Source organism: Alloalcanivorax xenomutans, assembly GCF_032810065.1.
GTDB lineage: Bacteria > Pseudomonadota > Gammaproteobacteria > Pseudomonadales > Alcanivoracaceae > Alloalcanivorax > Alloalcanivorax xenomutans.
On record NZ_CP136538.1, the window covers coordinates 2,892,637 to 2,917,739 of the forward strand.

Here is a 25,103-nt window from a genome sequence, read left to right on the forward strand (position 1 = left end):
ATAACACGGTCTACGCACCTGCCGAAGCGTCCGTCATTTTGAAGACCGGGGCGCCGTCGCCGGCTGTCGCTCCGGTATTGAGCGGTGATGCCCGCCACCGCCATGATCTGTCTCTTAGGGATGATCCAACTTTAATTAAAAGCAGGACAATAACCATGATAAGAAGTCTTCGCGTTGTGTTGGCGTTGTGCGCCACCCTGACCACCTCCTTGGCCCAGGCCGCCGATCCGATCGAGAGGCGTATCTGCGTGTTCGATCTGGCCGGTAACGTCGGTCCGGTGATGACCGCCATGAAGGACTGGCAAACCGCCGCGCTGCAATGGGGGCTGAAAGCCAAACTGGTGGCTTACACCAATGAAGCCATCGCCGCCGAGGATCTCAAGGCCGGCGTCTGCGACGCTTCCCTGATCACCGGCCTGCGAGGCCGCCAGTTCAATCAATACAGTGGCACCATCGATTCCATCGGCAGCTTGCCGACCATGGATCATATGAAAGTGCTGCTGCAGGTTCTGTCCGATCCGCGCAGCGCCAAACCCATGACCAGCGGTGATTATGAAGTGCTCGGCGTGGCACCGGCGGGCGCTGCCTATATCTTCGTCAACGATCGGGAAATCAATTCGCTGGCCAAGGCCGCGGGCAAGAAAGTGGCCGTGTTGGAGTTCGATGAAACCCAGGCCATCATGGTGGCTCAGGTGGGCGCCACGCCAGTGTCCTCGGACATCACCAATTTCTCCACCAAATTCAATAACGGCGTGGTCGACGTGATCGCCGCCCCCCTGATCGCCTACGAAATACTGGAGCTTTACAAAGGCCTGAGCCCGGACGGCGGCATCATCGACTATCCGTTGATGCAGCTTTCGATTCAGTTGATCGGCAACAAGGCCCGTTTCCCGGAAGAGATGGCGCAGAAATCCCGCGAGTACTTCTACAACACTCTGGATCGGGTGATCGAGCAACTGGACCGTGAGGCCGAGGCGGTCAACAAGAAGTGGTGGGTACAGATTCCCGACGCCGACAAGCAGGAATACGAAGTCATGATGCAGGAAGCCCGCGCTCAGTTGCAGCAACAGGGATTCTACAATGCCGACATGCTCAACCTGCAAAAACGGATTCGCTGCAAGCTCAACCCGTCACGGGCGGAATGCACCTGAACGTCGTAGGCGGACGATCCAATCGCGGCTCGTGAGCCGCGATTGGCGTATAACCGACACTCCCTACAACCCCAACCGCTTGGCGATAATTTCGTTCATGATCTCGTAGGTACCACCGCCGATGGAGAGGATACGGTTGTCGCGAAACAGCCGTTCCACCACGGTGCCGCGCATGAAACCGCTGCCACCGAAGATCTGCACCGCATCCCAGGTCACCCGGTCCGCGCACTGGGTGGCCTGGTTCTTGGCCATGGAGACATCCAGCACGCAATCCTCGCCGGCGGCGATGCGCGCCGCCACCCGATAGGTAAATTCAGTGCTCGCTTTCACCGCCGTGGCCATTTCCGCCAGCTTATGACGGGTCACCTGGAAACCGGCCAGCGGTCGCCCGAACGCCTGACGTTCGCGGGCATAGGCCAGCGCTTCCTCGAACGCCACCTGGGCGGTCATATTGGCGGTGACAGCCAGGATCAGACGCTCCATCTGAAAGTTGCTCATGATGCAGTAAAAACCGCCGTTCTCCGGGCCAATCAGATTCTCCACCGGCACCCGGCAATCCTCGAAGAACAGCTCGGCGGTGTCCGACGCCCACCAGCCCATCTTCTTCAACTGTCTGCCCACGGTGAAACCGGGGGTGCCCTTCTCCACCAGCAACAGACTGATACCGCCGAACCCCGCATCCCCGGTACGCACCGCCACGGTGTAATAGTCCGCGCGCACACCGCTGGTAATGAAGGTTTTCGAGCCGTTCACCAGGTAATGATCACCGTCCTTGACCGCCCGGGTGCGCAGGTTCGCCACATCGGAACCGCCGCCAGGCTCAGTAATCGCCAGCGCGGAGATTTTCTCCCCCGCCAGCACCGCCGGCACCACCCGTTCCTGCAGCGCTTCACTGCCCCACTTCCACACCGGCGGCAAACCGATGTCCAGGGAGCCCAGGCTGGCGCCGACGCCCCCGGAGGTGCAGCGCACCATCTCCTCACAGGCCGCCACCTTCATGAACACATCCTCGCCGGTGCCACCCCAACGCTCCGGCGCGCCAATCCCCAATAGCCCCGCCTGAGCGGCCTTGACGTACAGCTCACGGGGAAAAGTCCCCGCCTCCTCCCATTCATCCACGTGCGGGCGGATCTCCCGCTCGACGAAGGCCTTGACGGTTTCCCGAACCATCCGGTGGGTGTCATTGAAATAATCGAGTGCGGACACGGAACCTCCTGTGATTGTCGCCTTGGCCTCAGCCATACCTAGCGCTTGCTTGGTTCACAAGGTAGCAAAACCCGCCTGGCCGGACAAAGACCGGAATGCGCAATCTGAAGGTCGAATTCGTCAACGACGGAAGGCCGGGATTCGCCAGCAGGCAAGCTCCCACAGCGGCTTCGTGGTTCAGGGTTGATTCGATGCGCACGGATGCAGAGCCCGGGTCACCAAAGCGCCTCATAAAGCCGCACGATCTCCTCGGCTTCCGGCACCCGCGGATTATTCCCTGGCGAACCGGAGGCCAGGGCCTGTTCCGCCATGGTGTGGCGCACCTCGAAAAAGCGGTCGCGGTCGATGCCGAAGCCCGCCGGCGTCGGCACTTGTAATTCATCGTTGATCGCCACCAGGGTATCCAGCAGCTTGGCGTTGGCGCGGGCATCGTCATCATCCAGCCCGGCGAACCCCAGCGCGCGGGCGCAATCCGCGTAACGGGCCGAGGCCGCCGGCAGCGAATATTCCGTCACCGCCGGCAGCAACATGGCGTTGGACAAGCCGTGAGGCACGTGGAAGAAAGCGCCAATGGGACGGCTCATGCCGTGCACCAGCGCCACCGAGCTGTTGCAGAAAGCCACTCCGGCCAGAGTGGCGCCAAGCATCATCGCCTCGCGGGCCGCGCGGTCCTCGCCATCGTGATAGGCACGGCGCAAATGAGGGCCGATCAACCGCAGCGCCGCCAGGGCCTGGCTGTCGCTGTAACCGTTGGCCTTGCGGCTGACGTAGGCTTCGATAGCGTGGGTCATGGCGTCAATGCCGGTGTCCGCGGTGGTACGCGGGGGCACCGACACGGTCAATTCGTAGTCCACCAGCGCCGCCACCGGCATGAAGGCGGCGCCGACGCAGAGCAGTTTTTCGTCGGTGCGTTCATCGGTAATGATGGTGAAACGGGTGGCTTCCGAGCCCGTGCCGGCGGTAGTGGGAATGGCGATTACCGGCAAGCCGGCTTCATCCACCTGACGCGGAAAGCGGTAATCATTGATTACGCCGCCATGCCTGCCCAGTACGGCGATGGCCTTGGCGCTGTCGATGGGGCTGCCGCCGCCCAGAGCCACCACGGCGTCATAATCACCATCGCGCACCATCGCCAACCCGCCTTCCAGGGAGGCGGCGGTGGGCTCCGGCAAAGTATCGGCGAACACATCGCCGCCCATGCCCGCCTCCGCCAGCAGCCCCCGCAGGCGCTCCAGATAACCCAGTTGCACCATCATCCGATCGGTGACGATCAGTGGATTACGGCAACCGAACCCTTGCAGTACCGCCGGCAGGCGCGCCATGGCGCCGGCGCCCACCTCCAGCACACGGGGCAATATGATCGAGGCCATGCTGTTCTCCTTGTTCTGTGTGTAGCCGAGCCAAGGAGACTGTTACATGGTGATCGAGGGGGTGCAATAAGGATCGCCGGCGCTCAGTCCGCGAACGGGCGGCGGGCACGCAGGGCCTGGGCCAGGGTGGCGCCGTCGACGAACTCCAGGTCGCCGCCCATGGGAACCCCCTGAGCGATACGAGTGACACTGACGCCGGCTTCCCGGGCCAGATCAAGGATATAGTGAGCGGTCGCTTCACCTTCCACGGTGGTGCCGGTGGCCAGAATCAGCTCGCGGATCTCACCGTCACGCAGGCGCTGCTCCAGCACATCCAGGCCCAGTTCCCGGGGCCCCACACCGTCCAGTGGTGACAGCTCGCCCATCAGCACGAAGTAATGACCGCGGAATTCGCCGGACTGCTCCACAGCCAGCACATTGGCCGGCGAGGACACGATACAGATCAGCGACGGATCCCGGCGCGGATCCAGACAAATCGCGCACAGATTCTGCTCGGCATTGGTCCGCTCAGCATAGTTGCGGCAACGCTCGCAATGGCTGACGCCATCCATTGCCGCCTGCAATGCACCGGCCAGCTCACGCCCCTGCTCGCGGCCACGTTCCAGCAGCGCGTAGGTCATGCGCTGTGCGGATCGGGGCCCCACGCCGGGCAGACAGGTGAAGGCTTCAATCAGGGTTTCCACCAGGGGCGGATGCTTCATAACATCAATCCGTTACATGCCCGGGAACGGGAAACCACCAAGACCGCCACCGGCCATGTTCTTCATGGCGTCCTGCTGGCTGCGCTCAACCCGGCGCACCGCATCGTTGACGGCGGCGGCCAACAGATCCTCAAGGAATTCCTTGTCCTCGTTCATCAGGCTGCTGTCGAGCTCCACTTTCTTGACGTCATGGCGGCCATTCATCACCACCTTGACCAGACCGGCTCCGGCCTCGCCGGTGACTTCGGCGTTGGCGGCGTCTTCCTGCATTTTTTTCATCTTCTCCTGCATGGCCTGGGCCTGCTTGAGAAGGTCGTTCATGTCAAAATCCATCGTCTTGGTACCTGTTACGGGGCCCCGGCGGCGGCTAGTCGCGGGGGCGAATACTGTCTTCGTCGAGGCGGCCGCCGAAACGGCTCATCAGCGTTTGCACGGTGTCGTCGGCGAGCAGTGATGCCCGCGCTTCTTCCAGCCGCTCCTGACGGCGCTGCTGGTCCAGCAGCTCCGGCGTGCCGGCCACCGCTTCATGGTAACGCACCTGGACCCGGATACGGCGATGGAAGTAATCGCTGAGCGCGCCGCCCAGTTCCTCCAGGCGCTCATTGTTGACCAGCACCTGGTGGCCACTGCTCAGTTCCAGCGTCCACTGATGCTCGTCGCGCTCCGCCAGCACCGCGTTGCGGGCCAGGTGGCGCACGGCGCCATCCAGCGGCAGCCGCATCAACAACGCCGCCCACCAGGAACCGATTTCGCTGTCGTCCCGGGGCTCGCCCAACGGCTCGGGATCCGGCTGCTGGCGTGCGGGACGCTCGGCGGCGGCTGGCTTGGGTTCCGGTTTCGGTTCCGGTTCGGGCTCGGCTTCGGGTTCGGGCGCCGCTGGCGCGGTCTCCAAAGCCTGCGACAGCGCTGCCGCTCCGGCTTCCGGCTGCGGTGCCGGCTCCGGCGGACACTCTGATTCATTCCGAGGCTGGTCGCGGACTTCAGGCTGCGGGGCCGGAGCAGGCTCGGGCTCCGGTTTTGCCGCCACCGCCTGTTGAGCCGGCGGCGCGCTCACCGTGGCGGCCTCTTGCGCCCCGGGTTGCTCGTTGGCACCGGCGGTGCCGCCATCAAGCATGGCCTTCATGGCGCCGGGGCCCGACGCCGCGGGGGCGTCGTTACGGGCTGGCTGAGGCTTTTTTGCCGGGGCGTTGCCCTCCCCCGCGGCGAGCACGCCCTTGGGCGAGAACAGCACCATGCGCAGCAGCGTCATTTCCAGCGCGGCGCGGCTGTCCGGGGCGTCCTGCACATCACGGCGGCCGCGCAGAGCCACATCATAATAGAGTTGCACCTGCTCGGCGGTGAACTCCCCGGCCAGTGCTTGCATGTCGGCGTCATCGCCTTCGCCCAGCGCCTGGATCACCGCCAGTTCATGCAGTGCCGATACCAGTTCGTCCAACAATGCCAGCTCGTCCGGGGCGTGTTCGGACACCGCCGCCAGCGCGTTCAGCACCGCCGCCGGCGTATCCTCGGCCAGCGCCCGCAACAAGGTCCGCACATGAGCGCGGTCGACGGTCCCCAGCATGCCGGACACGGCTCCGGTGGTCAGCTGCTCACCGCCGAAAGCGATGGCCTGATCAGTGAGGCTGAGAGCATCACGCATGGATCCGCGCGCGGCCTTGCCCAGCGCCAGCAGCGCCGGCTCCTCGAAGCGGATCATCTCCCGCTCGAGCAGATCCTTGAGGTGGCGGGCGATCTGTTCCGCCGGCAACGCCTTGAGGCTGAACTGCAGGCAGCGCGACAGGACGGTCACCGGCAGTTTCTGCGGATCGGTGGTGGCGAGCAGGAACTTCACATGGGGCGGCGGCTCCTCCAACGTCTTCAGCAGCGCGTTGAACGAGTGCGCGGAGAGCATGTGCACTTCGTCGATCAGATAGACCTTGTAGCGGCCACGGCTGGGCGCGTACTGCACGTTTTCCAGCAGCTCACGGGTATCCTCCACCTTGGTGCGGCTGGCGGCATCCACCTCGATCAGATCGACAAAACGGCCTTCGCCGATTTCCCGACAGGTGGGACAAACGCCGCAGGGTCGGCTGCTGACGCCTTCCTCGCAATTGAGGCAGCGGGACAGGATGCGGGCGATGGTGGTCTTGCCAACACCACGGGTACCGGTGAACAAGTAGGCGTGATGCAGGCGATCCTGATCGAGCGCGTGCATCAACGCCCGGGAAACGTGTTCCTGGCCCACCAGTTCATCGAAGGTGCGCGGGCGATACTTGCGGGCAAGAACCTGGTAACTCATGGTACTCCAGCCAAAAGGATGCGGGCTTCGCAAAAGCGATAAGTCAGGGCCTGTTCACACTACTGTCGTCCCGCCTGCTGGGTGCCTTTTTGCCTCCAGCCAGGCGGAGGGAACGCGGTTTGGTTATTCCAAATAAGTGACCGACAACGACGCTGGAGGCAAAAAAGCTCCAGCCCTTCGGGTTGTGGCTAAAAAGCCACCATTGCGCGTTGCTCGTCGTTCATTTGGAGCCACCAAACGTCTCTCCTCGCGCCTTCACTGGTGGCTTTTTAGCCACAACAGGTGGGACGACAGTAGTGTGAACAGGCCCTAGGCGAATGCCGTATGCTAGCGAATCTGGCCGGGTTGCAACAGCACGGGAGGAGAATGCCGTGATGACGCGGTGAGGAAAAGGGGGAGATGGAGGCCTTCCCGCCAGCCGCACCTCGGCACACAAGTCCACCGCGTCCGTTGCTCCCTTCCGGGCCTGGCGGGTTGCGCGATTTATCGTTGCGAGGGGACCGGCAGGTCGGCCATAACGCGCCCGTAAAGGCGAGCGCGCATTGTGGCCAAACGTTTATGCCATTGCAAGTTCAATTGAACGGACTGAAACCGTCCTCGTGACCCACTTCCCTGGCCTCGCGGTGACGCTGCTCCATCATCCGCTCCACCCGGCGCGCCTGGACTTCGGTATCGGCATCCACCATCACCAGGTAGTTGCCGTCCTCCACGTCTTTCCAGTAGGGCTGCAGGTGGTGGTTGCGGCTGGAAATACCGTAGATGCCGCCCAACCAGGCGCCGAAGCACATGCAGAAAAGGGTGCTGAAGACCACCACGCTCAGCGCCAGTTGCTGGCCCCAGGGTTCCATCGCCACCAGCGCCGAGCCGATGATGAAACCGCCGAGCGCGCCGAACAGAGCGCCGAGAAAACCGGCATGCATGATCTCGGTATCTTCCCAGATGGTGGTGGCGTGCAGTTGGGCCCGGATCACCGGGCCGGAGTCCTTGCCCAGAACATGCATGCGGCCTTCGTCGATCCCGGTCACGTCCAGATCCCGGGAGATATTCTGGACACTGTCGAGAGTGCCGGTAACGTAGTACAAGCGTTTCATGGGTCCGCCTCCTTGTCCGCAGCCGGAATCACGCGCTCTCCCGTCAGGGGGCGCGGCGCATTCCGGGCTTGTGTCTTCGATTCTGCGCCGCCACCGACAACGGTGTCAGGGCGTTGAATAGACAAGTTGGCTATATAGAGGGGAGCCTGATAACGAAAGGGAATGTCAGGGACCGGTGTTACCGGCCCCTGAGTATATTGGTATCAATCCTTGTTGATCGGGACCTGACGGGCTTTCTCGGATTCCGGAACCACCCGTTTCAGATGCACCACCAGCAAGCCATCGTTCAGCGCGGCGCTGTCCACCTGCACGTGGTCGGCCAATCGGAAGGTACGCTCGAAGGCACGGCGGGCAATACCGCGATGCAGCCAGGTTCGGCCCTGCTGCTCCTCAGCGCCGGGTTTGCCAGTGATGCGCAGAACATTCTCCTGCACCGTCACGGTCAACTCGGCCTCACGGAAGCCGGCCACCGCCATCACCACCTGATAACGGCCATCGGCGTCACGGATAATGTCGTACGGGGGATAACCGCCGGACTGGTCGGAACGCAGGCCGTCCAGCCATTCGTCGAAGCGGTCAAAACCCACACTGTGTCGAAAAAGAGGTGCCAAAGTATTCATCACGTCGTCTCCAGATTCATACCACCCGTTCCCCGCAGGCAAAGGGGTGGACAATTTACCGGGCATCCCGCTCATCGGAACGCCTGTTTGGGACGTGACACTTCAGCCGGCTGTGGTCACGGGGAGATAAATGGGGGGTGGTGAAAAGATTTCAAGGGGGAGTTCGCCGGACGCTGTAAAGATGGAAATCCAGCGTCCTTCAACGCGGCGGATCGAGCCGTTCGGCGGTGGTGTTATTGCAGCGGAACCAGCCGGCGATGCTGATCCGTTGAGCCTGGGCCTCCAGCACCTCATGGGGAATGTGCTCGCTCAGGAAGCACACCAGCGTGCCACCGAGGGGCTCCACTTCCGTATCCACCGCGCGGCTGTGCGGTTCCGGCCACAGGCGCAGGCGGCCGCCCAGGTCGCTGCTCCAGTTCTGATTCAGGTACAGCACCACCGATAACACGCGGCCGGAGTTGCCGCGAAAGGCATCCAGGTGGCGCCGATAAAAAGCGCCGGGATCGTAGATGGCGAAGTGCGCTTCCAGATCGAACAGCCCGAGAAACAGCTCCCGGTTCACCGCCAGCCGCAGCTGTTCCAGCTCTTCCTGCAGGCGGCACTGAGCCAGGGTCGAGCCGTTCAGCCAACAGGTGCGGTCACGGCGCACGCGCTGGTCATGCTGGTGATCCTCGCGCCGGCCGATACCGGCTTCCTGAAATTCGCCGCGGGCATCACGCAACAACGCCTCGCGGCGCAGGGCGCGGATCAAAGGCGTGGGGAAATAGCCCGGCATGACCGCGTAATGACGGGCCACCAGGCTGTCGATAAGCTGCGCGCGCCGCTCGCCGGCTTGCGCATCGAAAGGGCTGATTGTGGGTTCCAGCGAAGGATCCTCGGTGAATCCTCAAGCGTCCTGGGACGCTCATCCTCAAGCGTCTAGAGACGCTCATCCTCAAGCGTCCCAGGATACTGATCTGGGTGGAAACGCTCAGTGCAGCGCGCCGGGCTCCGCGGGCGCGCCCTCTTCGTCGGGCCAGAACAGCCAGCCCGCCTGCTGGCATTCTTCCAGCAGTTGTACCGTGCCGTCCACGGTGGCCTGCACGAAATAGATGAACTGATCGAAGGTGACGCCCTGACGGCCAAGCAACAGATCGCAAGCCACCAGCCTGGGCATGGAATCATCATTGACGTCCAGGAACAGCTTCAGGGACGGATATTGCATGTTCAGAGCGGAAAGCTCCGCCTGCACCGCGAACAAGGCGCCGGGGCGAATCTCCAGCTCGGTGGTCAGCAGCAAACCGTCTTCCTCGACGAACAAGCGCGCGTCCACCACCCCTTCCCGGGACTGCAATTCACTCAGGTGTAATCCATGGCACTGATCGCAAATATAGTGCTGGATATTCGCCTGCTGCAGCCAACGCGTAACCTGTTCCGCGTCGGGAGTGACCACCGTTATCATCCGTCTCTCCGATTTGTCAGGAGGCGCATCATCCGGCATTCGCCGGGCAAAAGAAAGAGCCTATCCGCCTGCTGTTTGCCGATCCGGGCCCGGCATGACGACGCCGCAGCCGTGCCCACCCCGGCCGGGAACCGCTAACATGCCAATTCTGTCCTTGTTCATTGAAGACCGGAAGCAAACGATGACAACAACGACCTACGTGGCTTTTCCCTCCAGCGAAACCCTCCACCGGACCACCGACGGCTTCATCCGCCGCATGAACGAGGGCGCGCGGAAAGCGGAGCCTGAAACCGTGGAAACGATCATGAAGACCTTCGTCGAGGAGGCGCTGGGGACTTTTTTCCTCAAACCGGCGGCGATGGCCGGTCTTGGCAGCGGGCAGACCCGCCTGATCCGCATGGCCTGTGACATCATCGCCAAGGCCACCGGCCTGGTGGTGGGCCGCAGCGCCAGAAAGATGGATCTGGAGCAAAATCAGGCCGCCGCCCGCTATATGGATGACATCCGTTTCCAATCGGAGGACGGCGGCACCTGGTACGTCGCTTTCCCCATCGACGAGGCGCTGGCGGAAAAAGGCCGCCAGGCACGGCGGCTGGCGGATGAAGGCAGGGAGGCCGAGGCCCGCGACGCTTTGGTCGCCTATTTGCGTGAAATGACCGAGGTCGCCCTGGACTGGTATTTCGAAAAACCGGTGGCCCTGCTTCATTTTGGCCCTATTTTGCGTAAAGTGGCCGCCGTTGGCATTGATACCACTCGTCGGGCCAGCTTCGGCGTGATCGGCAAGGTCATCCCCAAATTGGAGCGCCAACAGTTGCTCCATTCCGTGCACTATTATTGTGGCATGCAGATGACGTTCTGATTTTGTGCTCTGCTTCCTTGTTTATTCCTCTTTTTTGTGCACATGTCGTCACTGAATGTATCCGTTGTACTCATCAATAAAACGCTTTCATAACAAAGTATTACCTAGGTATCAGGCTGGGATATAACCTCACTAAGTTTTTACAAAACTGCTTATACAACGGATTGCGCAGGCACAATTTCGCTCTCTACTATCGCAGTAGAGAGACCGATAAACGAAAACGAGGAGCCAGCCGTGTCATTGCGCCATGCCATTCTTGTCCTGTTACAAGACGAAGAAGCCAGCGGCTACGACCTCGCGCGGGAGTTCGCCAACAGCATCGGCCTGGTGTGGAATGCCACCCACCAGCAGATCTATCTGGAACTGGGGAAATTGAACGAACAGAACATGGTGCATTACCGCCATGTGCCCCAGGACGGAAAGCCAGACAAGAAGCTATACCGCATTACCGATGAGGGGCGACAGGAACTGGTGCGATGGTTGCGCCGCCCGGCGGCGCCGGCCCGGGTCCGGGACGCCTTCATGGTGAAGGTCGCCGGGGGAGCCCTGGCCGATCCGGAAACCCTGCTTGGTGAACTGGATCAGTTGGTCCAGCAACGCAAGGAGCGACTCGCCAACTTTGAAGCCGAAGCCAGAAAACTGGAGCGACAAAGCGAGGGGAACAGCCGCTTTCAACATCTTACCCTGCGCCGGGGCATTCTCGACCAGGAGGCCTGGCTGTCCTGGGCCGAGGAAGTTCGGGAAGTCCTGGAGGACGCCCTGAGCCATCAACACTGATCCTTCCACCCCGTTCGAGGGGCCACCTGCGATCCGCCTGTTTCAATGGTTGATCCAAGCCCCGCCTCTCTTCGCCACACCAGCGGGCGCCGACCAGGATGCCGGTGTTCTGCTGGCGCAGTGCCTGACCGAGGACCCCGACTGGCCGCATCGGGCAGCGGCGGCGGGCATCCCTCCCCTGCAAGGTCGGCTCGGCCACTGGTTCGAGGCCCTGGTGGCCGCCCTGCTTGCCCATAGTCAGCGCCTTGAACTGCTGGCGCGCAATGTTCCGCTACGCCGGCAGGGACGCACTTTGGGAGAGCTGGACATGGTGCTGTTCGACCATGGCAGCGGGCGGCGTCTGCACTGGGAGCTGGCGCTGAAATTCTTCCTCGGCCACGACGGCCAATGGCCGGGCCCCAATCCACGCGACACCCTGCAAAGCAAAGCCGAGCACCTGTTTCAGCGCCAGTTGCCCCGCAGCCTGGACGTGAGCGCGGCGGAACCTCCCATCGCCCCCGTCGATCATCGGCAGGCCCTGACTCGCGGGCGCTTGTTTTACCCGACACCACCCTGCCCGCCACCGGCACAGGCGGCCCATGGGCATCAACGCGGGTTCTGGTGCCGGGCCGGGCACTGGAACACCCCGGCCCGCCCGGTGCCCCGGGCCTTTTGGGCCATTCCCGAACTGTTGTCGGACAATTTTACCTCGCCGGTTGCTCCCACGGAGCTGCAAGACTATGTTCAGCGCAAACAATCCGTGGTGATGATTCTCACCGATAACAACGCACCGGGCTTTCTGGTGCCGGACACTTGGCCTTTTAATGAACTTCGATCCCCTGCCTGAACCGCTGGTCGGGCCGCGGGGACAGGTCCGGCTCGGCCTGTTCCCCGATTCCGTCACCACCATCAACGGCCGTGCCTGCGACTACCGAACGCCGATGGGGTCGCCCGCCTCGCGCCGGGCCCGTCATTTCCATTACAAGCAGTTCCAGTATCTCGGCGTGATCAGCAACGATCTCCTGATCGGCTGTGCCCTGGCGGACACCGCTTACCTGGGGGTGGCTTTTCTCTATATTTACGAACCCGCCACCGGCATCCTGGAAGAACACACCTGGCGGGCGCCGCTGGGGCGCGGTCTGTGCATGTCGGACTCGCCGGTGAACGGTGAAAGCCGCTTCCGCCGTGGCGGCATCGACATCGCCCTGGGTTACCGCACCGACGACGGTGCCCGGGAGAAATCCCTGACCGTGCGCGGCGCCGGTCTGGAACTGGATGTGGTGCTGGAAGAACCGGCGGGCTACCAACCCATGTCCCTGTGCACCCGCACCGGCGTCAACGGCTGGGTCTATGCCAACAAGGTGGCCGGCGTCGGCCTGCGCGGCCAGCTGCGATGGCGCGGCCGTGAATGGTCACTGGCGGATCTGGTCAACGTCGGCGGCCACCACGATTTCTCCGCCGGTTACATGCGGCGGGAAACCTTCTGGAACTGGGCCTGTTTTTCCGCCCGCATCGACGGTCACCGTGTGGGCCTGAACGTGTCCTGCGGCGTCAACGAAACCAGCGTCAATGAAAACTGCCTGTGGCTGGACGGCCGCCTGATCAAGCTCGATGGCGTCAGCTTCGACTATCAGCGGGACGACCTCATGGCCCCGTGGCGGATGCGCAGCCGTTGCGGCCGTCTGCAACTGCGTTTCGAGCCGCGCGGTGAACACCGCGAGCGCCTCAATCTGGGACTGTTCGCCAGCAACTTCCATCAACTTTTCGGGGTGTTCCACGGTGAGCTGAAACTGCCCGATGGCACTACCCTGTCTCTGTCCGGCCAGCCCGGCTTTGTCGAGGAGCAATACGCCAAATGGTAGATCCGCATAACGAAGACAGCACACCCGAAGCCGGTGCTACCACTCCGCCAGCTCAGGATCCGTTCAATGAAAAGCTGCGCCGCGGCCTGTTCTGGATGGTGCAGTACTGGAAGGAACTGGTGAGCTTTCGCTTCGACCGTTACATGATCATCCAGGTGATTCCCGGCGTGTACGGCGTGGCGCTCACCGCCATTGCCCTGGGGCTGCTGTATCTCACCGTGGAAGCGTTCATGACCTCCACCTGGCGCGGCCTGTTCTTTTTGTTCATCGGCGCGCCGCTGGGGTTCCTGTTCATGGCGTCGGCCCTGCGCGCCCTGCTCGAGTTCTACATGGTGGTGTTCAAGATCTCCGAGCACGTCGACCAGTTGGTGGGACTGCGCGATACCGTGGACCGGCTCTCCGGCATCGGTGATACCGTGGATGAAATGGTGGCGGTGACCCGCCGCATCCCGTTCTGGCGGGTGCTGTCCGGACGTGGCCGGCCGGGCAAGGAGAAGGACAGCGAAGACAACAACGGCGGCGACGGCCGCTGAGACGGTTTTCCGTGGGAGCTTGCCTGCAAGCGAATATCGCTAAACGCCTGGGCGTGCCCCATTCGCTTGCAGGCAAGCTCCCACAGCGGCTAAAGATCCGGTTATTGTCCTTTCTCGCTGTCGACCGTCCACTAGGGCCTGTTCACACTAGCGAGGCTTCGTCGCCTCCAACGCCGTCAGCAGCAGACGCTGATACAGCCGCTCGCGCAAGCCGTCCGGGTCAGCCAGCCCCATCCGCTCCAGTGCCTCGCCGTGGCGTTCCGCGTGATGGTCCTGGAACAGCGCCTTGCGGCCCAGCTTGAGGTATTCCTTCTGGCTGACCTTGGCCTTGAGCCAGGTCAGGGCTTCCAGAACGCGCTGCTCGGTACTGGTGAAATCACTGCCCAGCGGGAACGGCGGCAGAGCCCCGGCACCGGCCCGGGCCGCCAGGCGCTCCAGCGCTTCCGGCGTATTGTGGCGGTGCGGCTCCGGGATCTGATAATCCCGCCGCAACTTGCCCGCTTCCTGGGCCTGTTCCAACAATTGCGCCTGGAAACGGCTGTCGGTGATGTTGAGCGTCGCCATCACCACTTCCTCGTCACTGCGCCCGCGTAAATCGGCGACCCCGTATTCGGTCACCACGATATCGCGCAAGTGCCGGGGAATGGTGTTGTGGGCATAGGAGAACACCACATTGGATTGCGCTTCCCCACCACGCTCACGCCAGGCCCGGACCATCAGAATGGAGCGGGCGCCGGCCAGCTCATGGGCCTGGGCGACGAAGTTATATTGGCCGCCAACACCGCTAAGGACGCGGCCATCGTCCAACTGATCCGCGACCGCCGCGCCCAGCAGGGTGATGGAAAAAGCGCTGTTGATGAAACGGGCATCGCGCCGCTGCAAACGGCAAATGGCCTCCTCACCGAACAGATCATTGATGTAATTCACCCGCGTCATGTTGATGGCCGCGCGGGTCTCGTCGTCCAGTTCACGCAGGCGCTGGTAGAACGCCCGCGGCCCCAGGAAGAAACCGCCGTGCATGACGATGCCGCCCAGCAGCCGGCGGCCCAGCACCGACTTGAGCGCCTCGCGGGTGGCGCGTTGCTCCAGATCGTTGGGGACCACCACGCCATTGGGCAGCGACAGATTATCGCCGCCATCGCGCAGCGTCAGGTCTGCCTGGACGATGCCGTAGTGGCGCAGCCGGCTCAGATCGTCGGCGCCGAGGCGCGCCGGCAGATCACCGCTTTCACGCAAATCATCCAGCAACGCCAGGGTCGGCGTCAGCGCCGCGTCCGCCAGCACCCGCCGTTGCAGCGCCGGCCAGTCATACACCGCACGGCGGATGATGCCGTCATCGATCAGGGTCAGCAGCCCATGGGTCATCATTTCGCTGCAGCCGTAAAGTCCCTGCTGAAACGGCCCCACCCCACCCTCACATTCGATCAGTTGCCGCTGGCTGTCGGACATCGGCAGTTGCCCCAGCAGGGCACGGTATTCATCGTTGTGGTGTTGCCGGCGCAGGGTGTGATGCACCAGGGCATCGCCGAGGGCGCCGATACCGATCTGCAGAGTACCGCCATCACGAACCAGGGTGCTGGCATGCAAACCGATGAAATGGTCCTGGTGGCTGACCGGCATGTTCGGGGTGGAAAACAAACGGGTCTGCGCCTGCTCGTCATCCAACAGAATGTCCATCTCCGGCAACCAGCGACCCAGGGACGCATCGTTCTCCATGAACGGCAAATCATGGTGCACCTGCCCCACCGCGACGATGGTTTCGCCGGCGTCGCGGCGCGCCTTGAGCATGGGCAGCAATTCCAGAGTCACCTCCGGGTTGCAGGAAAAGCTGTATTGGCGCCGCCCATCACGTTCTCGCGTGGCCAGCAGTTGCGCCACCACATTGACGCCCCGGGCATTGATGTCACGGGCGGCGTGGGTGTAGTTGACACTGATGTAATGCCGTTGGGCATCCGTGCTGTTCAGCAGGCTGCCGGGCTGGAAAAAGAACTCGAACACACGGATGTTCTCCGGCAAGGCGTCCTTGCGCACCGCGTGCAGATAATCCAGTTCCTCGTAATCAGCAAACACGCGGTCGGCGAACGGTTCGAGAAAACGCCGCTCCAAATCACTGCCGGCACCGGGCCGCCCCAGGGACAGAGCAGTATAAATTTCCAGGGACAGGGACGGATCGGCCTTCACCCGCTGGTACAAGGCATTCACGAAGCGATTGGGTTTACCCAGACCCAGCGGCAGTCCCAGGCGCACCTCGCCGCCGGTGAGCTCAAGAACCCGGTCCACCGCCTGCTCGGCGTTGTCCATGTGTTGCGGCATGGCTGACTCCATCATTTCAGATCAGCCGACAGCATATCGCGACCGTCTGGCCGCTCCTACACGTTAGACATTGTTTTGCGGAGAGGGAGCGTTTCGCGCAACCGTTATTCGCTGCCCAGGCAGCTTCCCAAAAGGGGTCCTACGGAGCCGCTGTGGGAAGCTGCCTGGGCAGCGAATCGACGTGTGGCACTGCCGCCTAATACAACGGCTCGGAGATAATCTTCACATCGCTGGCTTTCATGCTGTAGCCGGCCTGGCCGTACTCGGTTTCTTCCGGCGTCACCTTGAGTGTGCCGGTAACCTGCAAGGCGCCCATGATGGCATCCAGCGGCACGCCCTTGCCGCTGGCGCGGACCAGGATGATCTGATTGCGCGGCGGCGGCGGCGCATGAATGCAGGCGCCGAAATACGGCACCAGCAGAAATTCGCGCACATAGTCAGCGTCGCCCTCCAGCGGCACGCCGAAGCCGGTCAGCCGGATGTCCTTGTCGTCCAGACTTTGCTGCAACGGCGCGCTGTTCCACAGCGCCTGGATGTCGTCCATGATCGACATCGCCTCGGGGTCTTCGTCCTCGGTGCGGTTGATACGCTCGGCCAGTTCGTTGACTTCCTTTTCCGGGTTCCAGTCTTCCGGTATCAGATGGTCCCATTCCAGTGTCACCGGCGCCGCCCGCGCCATCAGCGTCAGCATCGCCAACACCACCACCAAAGCGAATCTCATACTCTCTCCTCTAAGGAGCCTCTGAATCAGTATTACGGCGCCTCTGCAAGGCCTGAAGGCCAGAGGCATAGTAATACTGATTCAGAGGCTCCCTAATAACGTGGCGTGAGCCCGTCACTGAGGGTGTGACGGTAGGCCCGCCAGGCCGGAATCAATCCCACCAGCGTGCCGCTGACCAGCACCACCAGCAACCACAGCGCCTCCAGCGGTGCCGGCCGCCACAGACTCAGCGCCATGCCCAGACGCTCACTCAGTACCGGCATCGCCAACGCAGCGACACCTTGCAAAAACAGAACGCCCGCCGCCACGCCAACCAGGGACAACAAAGCACTTTCTCCCACCATCAATAGTCCGATCTGCCAGGGCCGCGCGCCCAGGGCCCGCAGAATCGCCATCTCCCGGCGCCGCTCGTTGAGGGCGGTGAGCAAGGCGCTGAGCATCACCAGCAGGGCGACGCCGAGCACCGCCACCGAGATCACCCTCAGAGCCTGCTCCACCATTCCCAGCATGCGCCACATCTGGCCCAGGGCGACGCCGGGAATCACCGCCTGCAGCGGCTCCGGCGCCCGCGTATTGATCCAGCGTTGCATCTGGAACACGGCAACCCTGGAATTCAGCCCCACCAGCAACGACGTCACCGAATCCGGCTGCAGATCGCGGGAGCGCGCTTGATCCGGACTGGTGTGGCGGCCCGGCAGCGGCGTGCCCGCCACCCAATCCAGGTGGATCGCGGTCATTGCCGCCAGAGAAATATGCACCGACTGGTCCACCGGCGTACTGGTGGCGGCGAGCACACCACGGACCTTGAACGGCATGGTGTCATGACGGCGCACCGATACCGTGCCGGTACCGTGCCCCAGCACCACCTCGTCCCCCACCTTCAGCCCCAGCCGCGCCGCCACCCCGGCGCCCAGCACCGTGTCGAACACGTCATCGAACGGTTCTCCATCACTGAAACGCAGTGGTTCATCGCGACCATAACGGTAGTAGCGGAAATAATCGGTGGTGGTCCCCACCACCGGAAAACCACGCAGATTGTCACCGAGGGAGATCGGCACCACCCAGGCCACTTCCGGCCGCTTGGTGATCGCCTCGACGCTTTCCCAGTCCATGTTCGCCACCGGCTCGCCCAGGCGGAACACGCTGTAGAGCAACAGATTCAGAGCGCCACTGGGTTTGCCGACGATCAGATCCACCCCGGAAACAGTACTGGTGAAACGGTCACGGGTTTCCTGACGGACCCGCTCCACTCCGGTCAGCAAAGCGGTACTCAAGGCGATGGCCAGCACCACCAGCACCAGGGTGGCACGGCGATGCCAGAGGCTGCGCAGGGTTAATCGCCAGAGCATGGCGCCGCTCCATTGAGAGTGGGTAAATCGAGATGCCGGTCGAAATGCGCCGCCAGCCGTTGATCGTGACTGACGAACAACACCGCGCTGTTCTGCCGCTCGCTCTCACGCAATAACAGCGTCATGAAGTGGTCACGGCGGCGGTCGTCCAGCGCCGAGGTGGGCTCGTCGGCGATCAGCAGCGCCGGCTCGGCGACCATCGCCCGCACCGCCGCCACCCGTTGCTGCTGGCCCACCGACAGCTCGATGGCTTTCCGGGCCAGCAGCGCTTCGGACAGTTCCAGGCGTTCCGCCAGGGCCAGGGCGCGTTCCCTGCCGGACGCGCGGCCGATGCCGGAGAGCGCGGCGGCCAACAGCACGTTGTCCAGGCCGCTCAGGTACGGCACCAGGTTGAACTGCTGGAAGATGATGCCCAGATGACGCGCGCGCCAGCGATCGCGGCCGGCGGCGGACAAGCTCGCCAGATCCTGGCCGGCCACCGTTATGCAGCCCTCTTGCGGCAGCACCAGACCGGCAATCAGGGCCAGTAACGAGGATTTTCCGGAACCGCTGGGGCCACCCAGAAACACTCTCTCCCCGGCGGCCACGCAAAGTGATTCCAGTATCAGTACCGGGCTATCACGCCAGCCAAAACTCAGGTCCTGGCAGCGCAACACTTCGGTGCTCATTGCGCCTCCCTCATCGCACGTCCCACTATCGCAAGTCCATGGACAACCGGGTACGGGGCGCCTTCAGGCTGTCAGCACGGGCGCCCTGATCGGTGACCAGTTGCACCTTGAGCGTGACACCGTTAAGGAATTCCAGTAATGGCACATCGATCCACTCCAGTTTTTCCGGGTGATCGCAGTGCCAGCGATAGCGCGCCTCGAAGTCGGCATGGCCACCGTGGTCGTGGTCGTGGTCGTGGTCGTGGTCGGCGTCATGATCAGGGCTTTCTTCTCCATGATCATGCTCTTCGGTTTCGGAATCGGAGAGGCCACTGTGCACGCTCTCGCGAGTTACCTTGCAGGCGGCGGCGGGCGCCGGCTCCAGCACATTGGTGCCCTTGCCCAGACGGGCCAGGGCGTCTTTCACCAGCGCCTTCTGATCGTCGTCCCGGGGAGCATGTTCAAAACCCACCACGTCCGCCGCCGGCAGCGACAGTTCCACCAGTAGCGTGCCGCCGGCCATGGCCAGGTCCAGATTGCCTTGTCCGTGCACATGGGGGCCCGCCGCCTGGGCCAGCCCCACCGAAGTGCTCAACGCCATCGCTATCGCCAACCGTCGCATGGTGGTGCTCCTCTTCAAATGCGGAATATCAGTGCCGTATGCGGTCCAGAGCCGCGCGGAACGCCGCCAGACACTGGCCGGGAAAGGCCGGGTCGTCGCCATCGGTAATCAACACCAGCCGGCTGTCATCATCATCACCGGGCCACGACGGCAGCGGCGACATCTCCAATGGCTGGCCACCCACACCTTGGACCAGCAAAGGCCCATCCAGTTTATCCACCGCCACCAGCGCCTTGAGCCGCACCAGACGCGGCCCACACCGTTCCAACAGGTCCGCCCACAAGGACTGCAGCGCGAAATAGTCCACCGCGCCGCGCCAACGCAGGTCGGCGGCATGCAGCCGATGCCGGCTTGCCTGGGACGCCACGAGCAATGGCGGGCTGGCGGCGCCGGCCACCGCGCTCAGCTGCCCGGTGACCCGGCAACGGCGTGGAAAGGCGCGATCCAGCAACGCCGGTTCCACCCGCCCCTGCTCGCTCCACTGCCGTTCGGCGGCGGGGTTCAATTCCGCCAGGGCGGCTTCCAGTGGCCCGCGTTGTTCCGGTTCCACCTGATCCGCCTTGGTCAGCAACAGCACGTCCGCGGCACGCACCTGCTCAATCACTTCGGGATGCCGGCTCAACCCCGCCATGCCGGATCGCGCGTCCACCGTGGTGATCACCGATCGCAGCTGGAAATGGCGCCGCAGCCAGCGGTCCTGTTCCAACACCGAGGTGACGCCAAAGGGATCGGCGGCGCCCGTGGTTTCCACCAGTACGGTGGAAAAGCGCGGCACCTCGCCGGCGGCCCGGGCCATGAACAGGTTGCGCAAGGTAGTGCGCAACGACCCCTGTACCGTGCAGCAGACGCAGCCACCGGCCAGCAGACTCACCGGCACCGATGCCTCACCCACCAGGGCCTGGTCGATGCCCACCTGTCCCAGCTCGTTGATGACCACCGCCAGATCATCGCGTCTGGACAGCCAGTGATTCAGCACCGTGGTTTTGCCGCTGCCGAGAAATCCGGTCAGCACCACCACCGGCACCATGGTCACGGCACAACCGACCAGGGCAGCGTTTCACCGGCCAGGAACGGCACCAGTTCCTCTCCCGCGGCCCGCACTTGTTGCGGTACCGCCCAGGGATCCCGCCGCAACGTGACGGTGTCCGGATTGCGCGGAAGACGATAAAAATCGGCGCCGAAATGGCTGGCGAAACCTTCCAGCTTGTCCAGCGCGCCGTGGCGCTCCAGGAAAGTGGCGTACAACGGCAAGGCCGCCCGCGCCGAATAACAGCCGGCGCAACCGCAAGCGGCTTCTTTCTTGTCACGGGCGTGCGGCGCGGAATCGGTACCGAGGAAAAAGCGCGGATGCCCTTCCAGCACCGCCTGTTGAATGCGTTCCTGGTGGGTACGGCGCTTGAGCACCGGCAGACAATAGTTGTGCGGGCGAACGCCGCCCACCAGCAGATCGTTGCGGTTCATCAGCAAATGCTGCGGCGTCACGGTGGCGGCGGTGGCGTCGCCGGATTCCTTGACGAAATCCACCGCTTCACCGGTGGTGACGTGTTCGAAGACGATACGCAAGGCCGGGAAGCGACGGCGAATGCCGGTGAGATAACGGTCGATGAAGACCTTTTCGCGATCGAACACGTCGATCTCCGCCTCGGTCACCTCGCCATGCACCAGCAACGGCACATCGTGCTTCTCCATTGCCTCATAGAGGTGAACGATCCGCGACGGATCGGTAACGCCGCTATCGGAGTTGGTGGTGGCGCCGGCGGGATACAGTTTAAAGGCGTGAACAAAGCCGCTGGCGGCGGCCTTTTCCACCTCTTCCACCGGCGTTTCGTCGGTGAGGTAAAGCACCATCAGCGGTTCGAACTCCACGCCGGCGGGAATGTGGGGCACGATGCGCCGACGATAGGCCTCGGCCTGGGCCACGGTGGTGACCGGTGGGGTCAGGTTGGGCATGACGATGGCACGGCGGAACACCCGCGCGGTCACCGGCACGGTTTCGGCCAGGATGGCGCCATCACGAAAATGCAGATGCCAATCATCGGGCCGGCAAAGTGTCAGGGTATCGGTCATAGGAAAACAGTCGGGTCCGGGAAAAGTGCCATGATACGAAAAACCGCCGGCGCTTGCCCTGAAGAACCGGTTTTCCATGGTGTCACGCCAACCTGTTATAACATAACAAAATCAACATAAATCACAACCCCGTGCTCTCTTACAACAGCCAGCGAAATGCCCGGCGCAATTCTTCCTCGCCTTTTTCCCGGTACCACCGGCCATGCGCCAGGATCACCCGTTCCGGCTCCCAGCCAAGCAACGTCCGCACCGCGTCACGCAACGCGGATCGACGCCCGAGAAAGGTGAGGCGCATGTCCCGGGGCATTTGGCCGTCCGGGTCCAGTACACCGCCCAGACGGGCCAACCAGCGGTGGGCTGGCGCCAGGCGGGAGGCTTCGAAATTCTCCACCAGGTCGGTGAGAATCAAAGTGCGGCTGTGCGGATGGAAGAACACCACTTCGGTCATGTAGCGGCTGGTCACCGGTAAGGTCCGCAGCAGATCATCCCAGGGCCAGGGCCCGCCACGATCCAGTATTTCCACGGGAAAGTCGATGCGCTCCCCGGCCCTCTCCCGCACCCCCGGCGCCACGAACGTGCGAGCCGCGGGGAAAGCGGCCTGCCACTGCGGCAGCCACCAGTAGTGAATGCGATTGGGACCGATCAACCAGCGCGGCTCGCCCAGCGCCAATACCTGCCGCCGTAGCGGCTCGGTCAAGGCGGTGGGGGAATGCACGAACAATCCGCCGTCGGCCGAACGCACCAGCGTCATGCGGGTGGGAAACGGCATCTTCATACCCGGCGGCCCGAAGCGGATCATCGGGCCATCCACCACCCAGACCGAGTCGGCCACCGGTTTCAATTGATTCAAAGGGGTATAAATCCCAGGTTCCCTGGAGGTATCCACGGCCTACGCTCCTGGTTGGCCAAAACCATACCGTACCGGCCTTGATCGTTTTCGCCAATGGCTTTGTCGGAGCCGGCCATTGTGGCGACGCCCCGCCCCTTCAGACTGGAATCAGGCCTGCAGTGGGGAACCTCGCCGTCCGCCGCTCGACACACTCTGTTCATCGCCGGAACAGCGCCGGGATGATTGGAACAATAACAATACCGGAGGCCATGCCATGACGCCTTTTGTTCGTGTTTTGTGCGTTCTTTTCACGTTATCGCTGTGGTGTCTTTCCTCGCCTATCCAGGCCGAGCCGAGGACCCTGCATTACGCCACCGCCGTGGCGCCCACCGATCGCCCCAACAATCGGGCGCGGCATTGGTGGGCCGAGCAAATCAAGGCCCGCACCAACGGCGAGATCGAAATCGAAATCCACTGGATGCAGAGTCTGGTGAAATACGCGGATACCGCCCAGGCGGTCAGCTCCGGCCTGGCGGATATAGCCGGGATGACACCGGATTACACCGCCGCCCGTTTTCCGCTCTGGGCACTGTCACAAACCGAGGTGGGTCCGGGGGATCATTATATTGCCGCCGAGGCGTGGCGGCGGATGATGGCGGACACACCCGCTCTGCGGGAAGAACTGCAACGCAACAACATGGCGTTCATGGCTGTGTACTCCACCGGACCACGGGTGCTGATCAGCAATACCCGGCCCTACCTGACACCGGAAGACTTCGACGGTGACCGTGTGCGGCTCACGCCGCGCAGCGTGCAGGCGGCGCAGCAGGCGGACTGGGAGGTGACACCGATCAATCTGACCTTCACCGACATTTACTCCGCCATGGATCGCGGCACCATCAACGGCGCCCAGTCCGCCGCCTATCTGGTGCCGCTGTTCAAGCACCACGAAGTCGCCAAGCACATCGTCGAAACCGGGAACGGCCAGTCCATGATCCTGGAAGCGATGAATCTGGATACCTGGAACAGCCTGACCCCGGAGCAGCAACAGGTATTCAAGGAAGTAAACCGGGAACTGGAAGTGCGAATGGCGGAAGCCGGCCTGGAAGAGTTGGAACAGGCGCGGGAGATGATCCGAAGCAATCGCGAATTCCCCACCGAATACCACATTCTCAATGCCCGGCAACAGGCCCAATGGGAAACCGGTTATCTGCCGGTTGAGCGTGCCTTCGCGGAGAAAACCGGCAAGCGCGCGCCCCAGGCGGTATCGGTGTTCGAGCGTTTTCAGGAGCGTCTCGGGGAAGTGGCGGCGGAAGTAAAGGAAAGCGGCTACCCCTGGGAACGGGATAAGGTGGCGGAACGCTGAACCGGCGGTCGCTCCGCTTTTGCCGGAACAGGTCTTGCCGAAACAAACCAATCAGCAATGATCGCGCTGGCGCTTTACGCCAAATCTTTTGTCGCGATAGGTCATTGTTGCCCAACCGGGGGACCGACAGACTGAAATTCGAATAGGGTGGCCCGCTGGCCGCCCCTGCCTCGAATGTAATGGATCGACCCATTAAATAAGAATAGTAATAGCGGAGGCCCTACCAATGTCGCTGAAAAAACATCTGATGGTCGCGGGCGCGGCCATCACTTTCTCCCTCACCAGTGCTCTGGCCGGCGCGGACACCCGTACGCTTCATTACGCCACTCCCGCGCCGCCCACCGACCGCCCCAGCAACGAGGTGCTGCGCTGGTGGACCAATGAGGTCAAGGAACGCACCAACGGCGAAGTCGAAATTGAAGTCCACTGGCTGCAAAGCCTGGTCAAGTACCATGACTCCGCCCAGGCGCTCAGCTCCGGACTCGCCGACATTTCGCCGATGAACCCGGAATATGTGGAATCCCGCTTCCCGCTGTGGACGCTGTCGCAAACCGAAATCGGCTCCGGTGACAACTACATCGCCAACGAAGCCTGGCACCGTGTACTGGAAAAAAACCCGGCCATGGCGGAGGAACTGAAGAAGAACAACATGGTGCATCTGATCGCTTACTCCAGCGGCCCGCGCGTCAACGCCAGCACCAGCCGCCCCTATCTGACACCGGATGACTTCGACGGCGACAAGGTCCGCATGACACCGAGAGCGGTACAGGCGGCCAAGCAAGCCAATTGGAACGTGACACCAGTGCAGGTGGCGTTCGCCGATATCTATTCCGCCATGGATCGCGGCACCATCAACGGCGCCCAGACCTACACCTATCTGATGCCCCCCTACAAACACCACGAAGTAGCGAAGTACGCGGTGGAAACCGGTATCGGCCAGTCCATGGTGGTGGTCAACATGAACCTGGATACCTGGAACAGCCTGACGCCGGAACAACAGCAGGTTTTTGCCGAGTTGAACGATGAGTATCGCACCCGCATGGCCCGCGCCGGTCTCCAGGAGGCCGAGGATGCGCGTGAGATGATGCGCACCAACAAGGAGTTCCCCACCGAATTCCATATCCTCACCGCTGAGCAGCAAAAAGCCTGGCAAGCCGCCCTGGAACCAGTCGAACGCGCCTACGCGGAAAAACTGGCGAAGCGTGACCCCCGCGCTCTGGAAATCTTCGAAAGCTTCCAGAACGAGTTGCGCGCGGTGCAGAAAGAAGTGGCGGATAACGGCTACCCCTGGCAATCCGAAAAAGTCGCCGGGAACTGATCC

Annotated in this window: 25 protein-coding genes and 1 other RNA gene; 8 read left to right on the forward strand and 18 right to left on the reverse strand. The window is 62.7% G+C overall.

What is annotated here, in order from left to right; translation table 11 throughout:
- The first annotated feature begins 155 nt into the window (after positions 1 to 155).
- Positions 156 to 1,151 carry a putative solute-binding protein gene (locus tag RYH70_RS13285; protein WP_026949196.1) on the forward strand — a complete coding sequence of 332 codons (996 nt, stop codon included), beginning with the start codon at positions 156 to 158 and terminating at the stop codon, positions 1,149 to 1,151.
- A 63-nt stretch (positions 1,152 to 1,214) separates the two neighbouring features.
- Here RYH70_RS13285 and RYH70_RS13290 read toward each other — a convergent pair whose 3' ends face one another.
- From RYH70_RS13290 to RYH70_RS13335, 10 genes are all read right to left on the reverse strand, one after another.
- Positions 1,215 to 2,357: an acyl-CoA dehydrogenase family protein gene (locus tag RYH70_RS13290; RefSeq protein WP_026949197.1), complete on the reverse strand. Its 1,143-nt coding sequence runs from the start codon at positions 2,355 to 2,357 to the stop codon at positions 1,215 to 1,217.
- A gap of 215 nt (positions 2,358 to 2,572) precedes the next feature.
- A complete protein-coding gene (locus RYH70_RS13295; protein WP_022997096.1) occupies positions 2,573 to 3,727 on the reverse strand; it encodes an iron-containing alcohol dehydrogenase in 1,155 nt (384 codons plus the stop codon).
- A gap of 83 nt (positions 3,728 to 3,810) precedes the next feature.
- Entirely contained in the window at positions 3,811 to 4,428 is a 618-nt protein-coding gene (gene recR, locus RYH70_RS13300) for a recombination mediator RecR (RefSeq protein ID WP_022997097.1), read from the reverse strand.
- Between the two features lie 12 nt (positions 4,429 to 4,440).
- Positions 4,441 to 4,761 carry a YbaB/EbfC family nucleoid-associated protein gene (locus RYH70_RS13305; protein WP_026949535.1) on the reverse strand — a complete coding sequence of 107 codons (321 nt, stop codon included), beginning with the start codon at positions 4,759 to 4,761 and terminating at the stop codon, positions 4,441 to 4,443.
- Positions 4,762 to 4,795: 34 nt separating this feature from the next.
- Positions 4,796 to 6,706: a DNA polymerase III subunit gamma/tau gene (dnaX, locus tag RYH70_RS13310; protein WP_317009248.1), complete on the reverse strand. Its 1,911-nt coding sequence runs from the start codon at positions 6,704 to 6,706 to the stop codon at positions 4,796 to 4,798.
- Positions 6,707 to 7,115: 409 nt separating this feature from the next.
- Positions 7,116 to 7,212, reverse strand: an RNA gene (gene ffs, locus RYH70_RS13315) — signal recognition particle sRNA small type.
- 66 nt (positions 7,213 to 7,278) lie between these two features.
- Positions 7,279 to 7,797: a hypothetical protein gene (locus RYH70_RS13320; RefSeq protein ID WP_014995344.1), complete on the reverse strand. Its 519-nt coding sequence runs from the start codon at positions 7,795 to 7,797 to the stop codon at positions 7,279 to 7,281.
- 203 nt (positions 7,798 to 8,000) lie between these two features.
- On the reverse strand, positions 8,001 to 8,417 hold the full coding sequence (locus tag RYH70_RS13325) for an Hsp20 family protein (protein ID WP_080531218.1): 417 nt from the start codon (positions 8,415 to 8,417) through the stop codon (positions 8,001 to 8,003).
- Positions 8,418 to 8,616: 199 nt separating this feature from the next.
- Positions 8,617 to 9,213, reverse strand: coding sequence for a 2OG-Fe(II) oxygenase (locus RYH70_RS13330; protein ID WP_022997102.1), 597 nt, complete (start codon positions 9,211 to 9,213; stop codon positions 8,617 to 8,619).
- A gap of 174 nt (positions 9,214 to 9,387) precedes the next feature.
- Positions 9,388 to 9,858, reverse strand: coding sequence for a YbjN domain-containing protein (locus RYH70_RS13335; protein WP_022997103.1), 471 nt, complete (start codon positions 9,856 to 9,858; stop codon positions 9,388 to 9,390).
- 181 nt (positions 9,859 to 10,039) lie between these two features.
- On the opposite strand from RYH70_RS13335, the gene RYH70_RS13340 reads away from it, so the two are divergent.
- The 5 genes from RYH70_RS13340 to RYH70_RS13360 all read left to right on the forward strand — a co-directional run bounded on the left by RYH70_RS13340 (position 10,040) and on the right by RYH70_RS13360 (position 13,868).
- Positions 10,040 to 10,717, forward strand: a complete 678-nt coding sequence (locus RYH70_RS13340; protein WP_317009249.1) for a hypothetical protein — start codon at positions 10,040 to 10,042, stop codon at positions 10,715 to 10,717.
- A gap of 234 nt (positions 10,718 to 10,951) precedes the next feature.
- Positions 10,952 to 11,494, forward strand: a complete 543-nt coding sequence (locus RYH70_RS13345; RefSeq protein WP_022997105.1) for a PadR family transcriptional regulator — start codon at positions 10,952 to 10,954, stop codon at positions 11,492 to 11,494.
- 49 nt (positions 11,495 to 11,543) lie between these two features.
- The gene (locus tag RYH70_RS13350; RefSeq protein WP_022997106.1) at positions 11,544 to 12,320 is read left to right on the forward strand and encodes a DUF1853 family protein; all 777 of its coding nucleotides are present in this window, start codon (positions 11,544 to 11,546) and stop codon (positions 12,318 to 12,320) included.
- Complete coding sequence (locus RYH70_RS13355; RefSeq protein WP_022997107.1) at positions 12,298 to 13,335, forward strand: DUF2804 domain-containing protein; 1,038 nt, start codon at positions 12,298 to 12,300, stop codon at positions 13,333 to 13,335. The genes RYH70_RS13350 and RYH70_RS13355 overlap by 23 nt, the downstream gene beginning before the upstream one ends.
- A complete protein-coding gene (locus RYH70_RS13360; RefSeq protein ID WP_022997108.1) occupies positions 13,329 to 13,868 on the forward strand; it encodes a DUF4282 domain-containing protein in 540 nt (179 codons plus the stop codon). Before RYH70_RS13355 ends, RYH70_RS13360 begins: the two co-directional genes overlap by 7 nt.
- 147 nt (positions 13,869 to 14,015) lie before the next feature.
- On the opposite strand, the gene RYH70_RS13365 is transcribed toward RYH70_RS13360, so the two are convergent.
- The 8 genes from RYH70_RS13365 to RYH70_RS13400 all read right to left on the reverse strand — a co-directional run bounded on the left by RYH70_RS13365 (position 14,016) and on the right by RYH70_RS13400 (position 22,473).
- Positions 14,016 to 16,181, reverse strand: a complete 2,166-nt coding sequence (locus tag RYH70_RS13365) for an acetyl-CoA hydrolase/transferase C-terminal domain-containing protein (RefSeq protein ID WP_317009250.1) — start codon at positions 16,179 to 16,181, stop codon at positions 14,016 to 14,018.
- Positions 16,182 to 16,377: 196 nt separating this feature from the next.
- Positions 16,378 to 16,902, reverse strand: coding sequence for a DUF3299 domain-containing protein (locus RYH70_RS13370; RefSeq protein WP_022997110.1), 525 nt, complete (start codon positions 16,900 to 16,902; stop codon positions 16,378 to 16,380).
- A 92-nt stretch (positions 16,903 to 16,994) separates the two neighbouring features.
- Positions 16,995 to 18,251 (reverse strand): ABC transporter permease, encoded by a 1,257-nt coding sequence (locus RYH70_RS13375; RefSeq protein WP_284456075.1) that lies wholly within the window; start codon positions 18,249 to 18,251, stop codon positions 16,995 to 16,997.
- Positions 18,236 to 18,919: an ABC transporter ATP-binding protein gene (locus tag RYH70_RS13380; protein ID WP_022997112.1), complete on the reverse strand. Its 684-nt coding sequence runs from the start codon at positions 18,917 to 18,919 to the stop codon at positions 18,236 to 18,238. Before RYH70_RS13380 ends, RYH70_RS13375 begins: the two co-directional genes overlap by 16 nt.
- A 25-nt stretch (positions 18,920 to 18,944) precedes the next feature.
- A complete protein-coding gene (locus RYH70_RS13385; RefSeq protein WP_181950531.1) occupies positions 18,945 to 19,520 on the reverse strand; it encodes a DUF2796 domain-containing protein in 576 nt (191 codons plus the stop codon).
- 28 nt (positions 19,521 to 19,548) lie between these two features.
- A complete protein-coding gene (locus RYH70_RS13390; protein WP_233925336.1) occupies positions 19,549 to 20,547 on the reverse strand; it encodes a CobW family GTP-binding protein in 999 nt (332 codons plus the stop codon).
- A gap of 2 nt (positions 20,548 to 20,549) precedes the next feature.
- Positions 20,550 to 21,587, reverse strand: coding sequence for a dihydroorotase (pyrC, locus tag RYH70_RS13395; RefSeq protein ID WP_026949523.1), 1,038 nt, complete (start codon positions 21,585 to 21,587; stop codon positions 20,550 to 20,552).
- Positions 21,588 to 21,726: 139 nt separating this feature from the next.
- Positions 21,727 to 22,473, reverse strand: a complete 747-nt coding sequence (locus RYH70_RS13400) for a DUF4336 domain-containing protein (protein ID WP_026949522.1) — start codon at positions 22,471 to 22,473, stop codon at positions 21,727 to 21,729.
- Positions 22,474 to 22,690: 217 nt separating this feature from the next.
- On the opposite strand from RYH70_RS13400, the gene RYH70_RS13405 reads away from it, so the two are divergent.
- Both RYH70_RS13405 and RYH70_RS13410 read left to right on the forward strand, forming a co-directional pair.
- A complete protein-coding gene (locus RYH70_RS13405) occupies positions 22,691 to 23,782 on the forward strand; it encodes a TRAP transporter substrate-binding protein (RefSeq protein WP_081744297.1) in 1,092 nt (363 codons plus the stop codon).
- A 226-nt stretch (positions 23,783 to 24,008) separates the two neighbouring features.
- A complete protein-coding gene (locus tag RYH70_RS13410) occupies positions 24,009 to 25,100 on the forward strand; it encodes a TRAP transporter substrate-binding protein (protein WP_022997118.1) in 1,092 nt (363 codons plus the stop codon).
- The last annotated feature ends 3 nt before the right edge of the window (positions 25,101 to 25,103 follow it).

What these genes read in the sequence shown, in the direction of transcription:
- RYH70_RS13285 (WP_026949196.1), top strand. Translation starts at nt 156, where the DNA reads ATGATAAGAAGTCTTCGCGTTGTGTTGGCGTTGTGCGCCACCCTGACC.
- RYH70_RS13295 (WP_022997096.1), bottom strand. Translation starts at nt 3,727, where the DNA reads ATGGCCTCGATCATATTGCCCCGTGTGCTGGAGGTGGGCGCCGGCGCC.
- recR (WP_022997097.1), bottom strand. Translation starts at nt 4,428, where the DNA reads ATGAAGCATCCGCCCCTGGTGGAAACCCTGATTGAAGCCTTCACCTGT.
- RYH70_RS13305 (WP_026949535.1), bottom strand. Translation starts at nt 4,761, where the DNA reads ATGGATTTTGACATGAACGACCTTCTCAAGCAGGCCCAGGCCATGCAG.
- dnaX (WP_317009248.1), bottom strand. Translation starts at nt 6,706, where the DNA reads ATGAGTTACCAGGTTCTTGCCCGCAAGTATCGCCCGCGCACCTTCGAT.
- RYH70_RS13320 (WP_014995344.1), bottom strand. Translation starts at nt 7,797, where the DNA reads ATGAAACGCTTGTACTACGTTACCGGCACTCTCGACAGTGTCCAGAAT.
- RYH70_RS13325 (WP_080531218.1), bottom strand. Translation starts at nt 8,417, where the DNA reads ATGAATACTTTGGCACCTCTTTTTCGACACAGTGTGGGTTTTGACCGC.
- RYH70_RS13335 (WP_022997103.1), bottom strand. Translation starts at nt 9,858, where the DNA reads ATGATAACGGTGGTCACTCCCGACGCGGAACAGGTTACGCGTTGGCTG.
- RYH70_RS13340 (WP_317009249.1), top strand. Translation starts at nt 10,040, where the DNA reads ATGACAACAACGACCTACGTGGCTTTTCCCTCCAGCGAAACCCTCCAC.
- RYH70_RS13355 (WP_022997107.1), top strand. Translation starts at nt 12,298, where the DNA reads ATGAACTTCGATCCCCTGCCTGAACCGCTGGTCGGGCCGCGGGGACAG.
- RYH70_RS13360 (WP_022997108.1), top strand. Translation starts at nt 13,329, where the DNA reads ATGGTAGATCCGCATAACGAAGACAGCACACCCGAAGCCGGTGCTACC.
- RYH70_RS13365 (WP_317009250.1), bottom strand. Translation starts at nt 16,181, where the DNA reads ATGCCGCAACACATGGACAACGCCGAGCAGGCGGTGGACCGGGTTCTT.
- RYH70_RS13370 (WP_022997110.1), bottom strand. Translation starts at nt 16,902, where the DNA reads ATGAGATTCGCTTTGGTGGTGGTGTTGGCGATGCTGACGCTGATGGCG.
- RYH70_RS13375 (WP_284456075.1), bottom strand. Translation starts at nt 18,251, where the DNA reads ATGCTCTGGCGATTAACCCTGCGCAGCCTCTGGCATCGCCGTGCCACC.
- RYH70_RS13380 (WP_022997112.1), bottom strand. Translation starts at nt 18,919, where the DNA reads ATGAGCACCGAAGTGTTGCGCTGCCAGGACCTGAGTTTTGGCTGGCGT.
- RYH70_RS13385 (WP_181950531.1), bottom strand. Translation starts at nt 19,520, where the DNA reads ATGCGACGGTTGGCGATAGCGATGGCGTTGAGCACTTCGGTGGGGCTG.
- RYH70_RS13390 (WP_233925336.1), bottom strand. Translation starts at nt 20,547, where the DNA reads ATGGTGCCGGTGGTGGTGCTGACCGGATTTCTCGGCAGCGGCAAAACC.
- pyrC (WP_026949523.1), bottom strand. Translation starts at nt 21,587, where the DNA reads ATGACCGATACCCTGACACTTTGCCGGCCCGATGATTGGCATCTGCAT.
- RYH70_RS13405 (WP_081744297.1), top strand. Translation starts at nt 22,691, where the DNA reads ATGACGCCTTTTGTTCGTGTTTTGTGCGTTCTTTTCACGTTATCGCTG.
- RYH70_RS13410 (WP_022997118.1), top strand. Translation starts at nt 24,009, where the DNA reads ATGTCGCTGAAAAAACATCTGATGGTCGCGGGCGCGGCCATCACTTTC.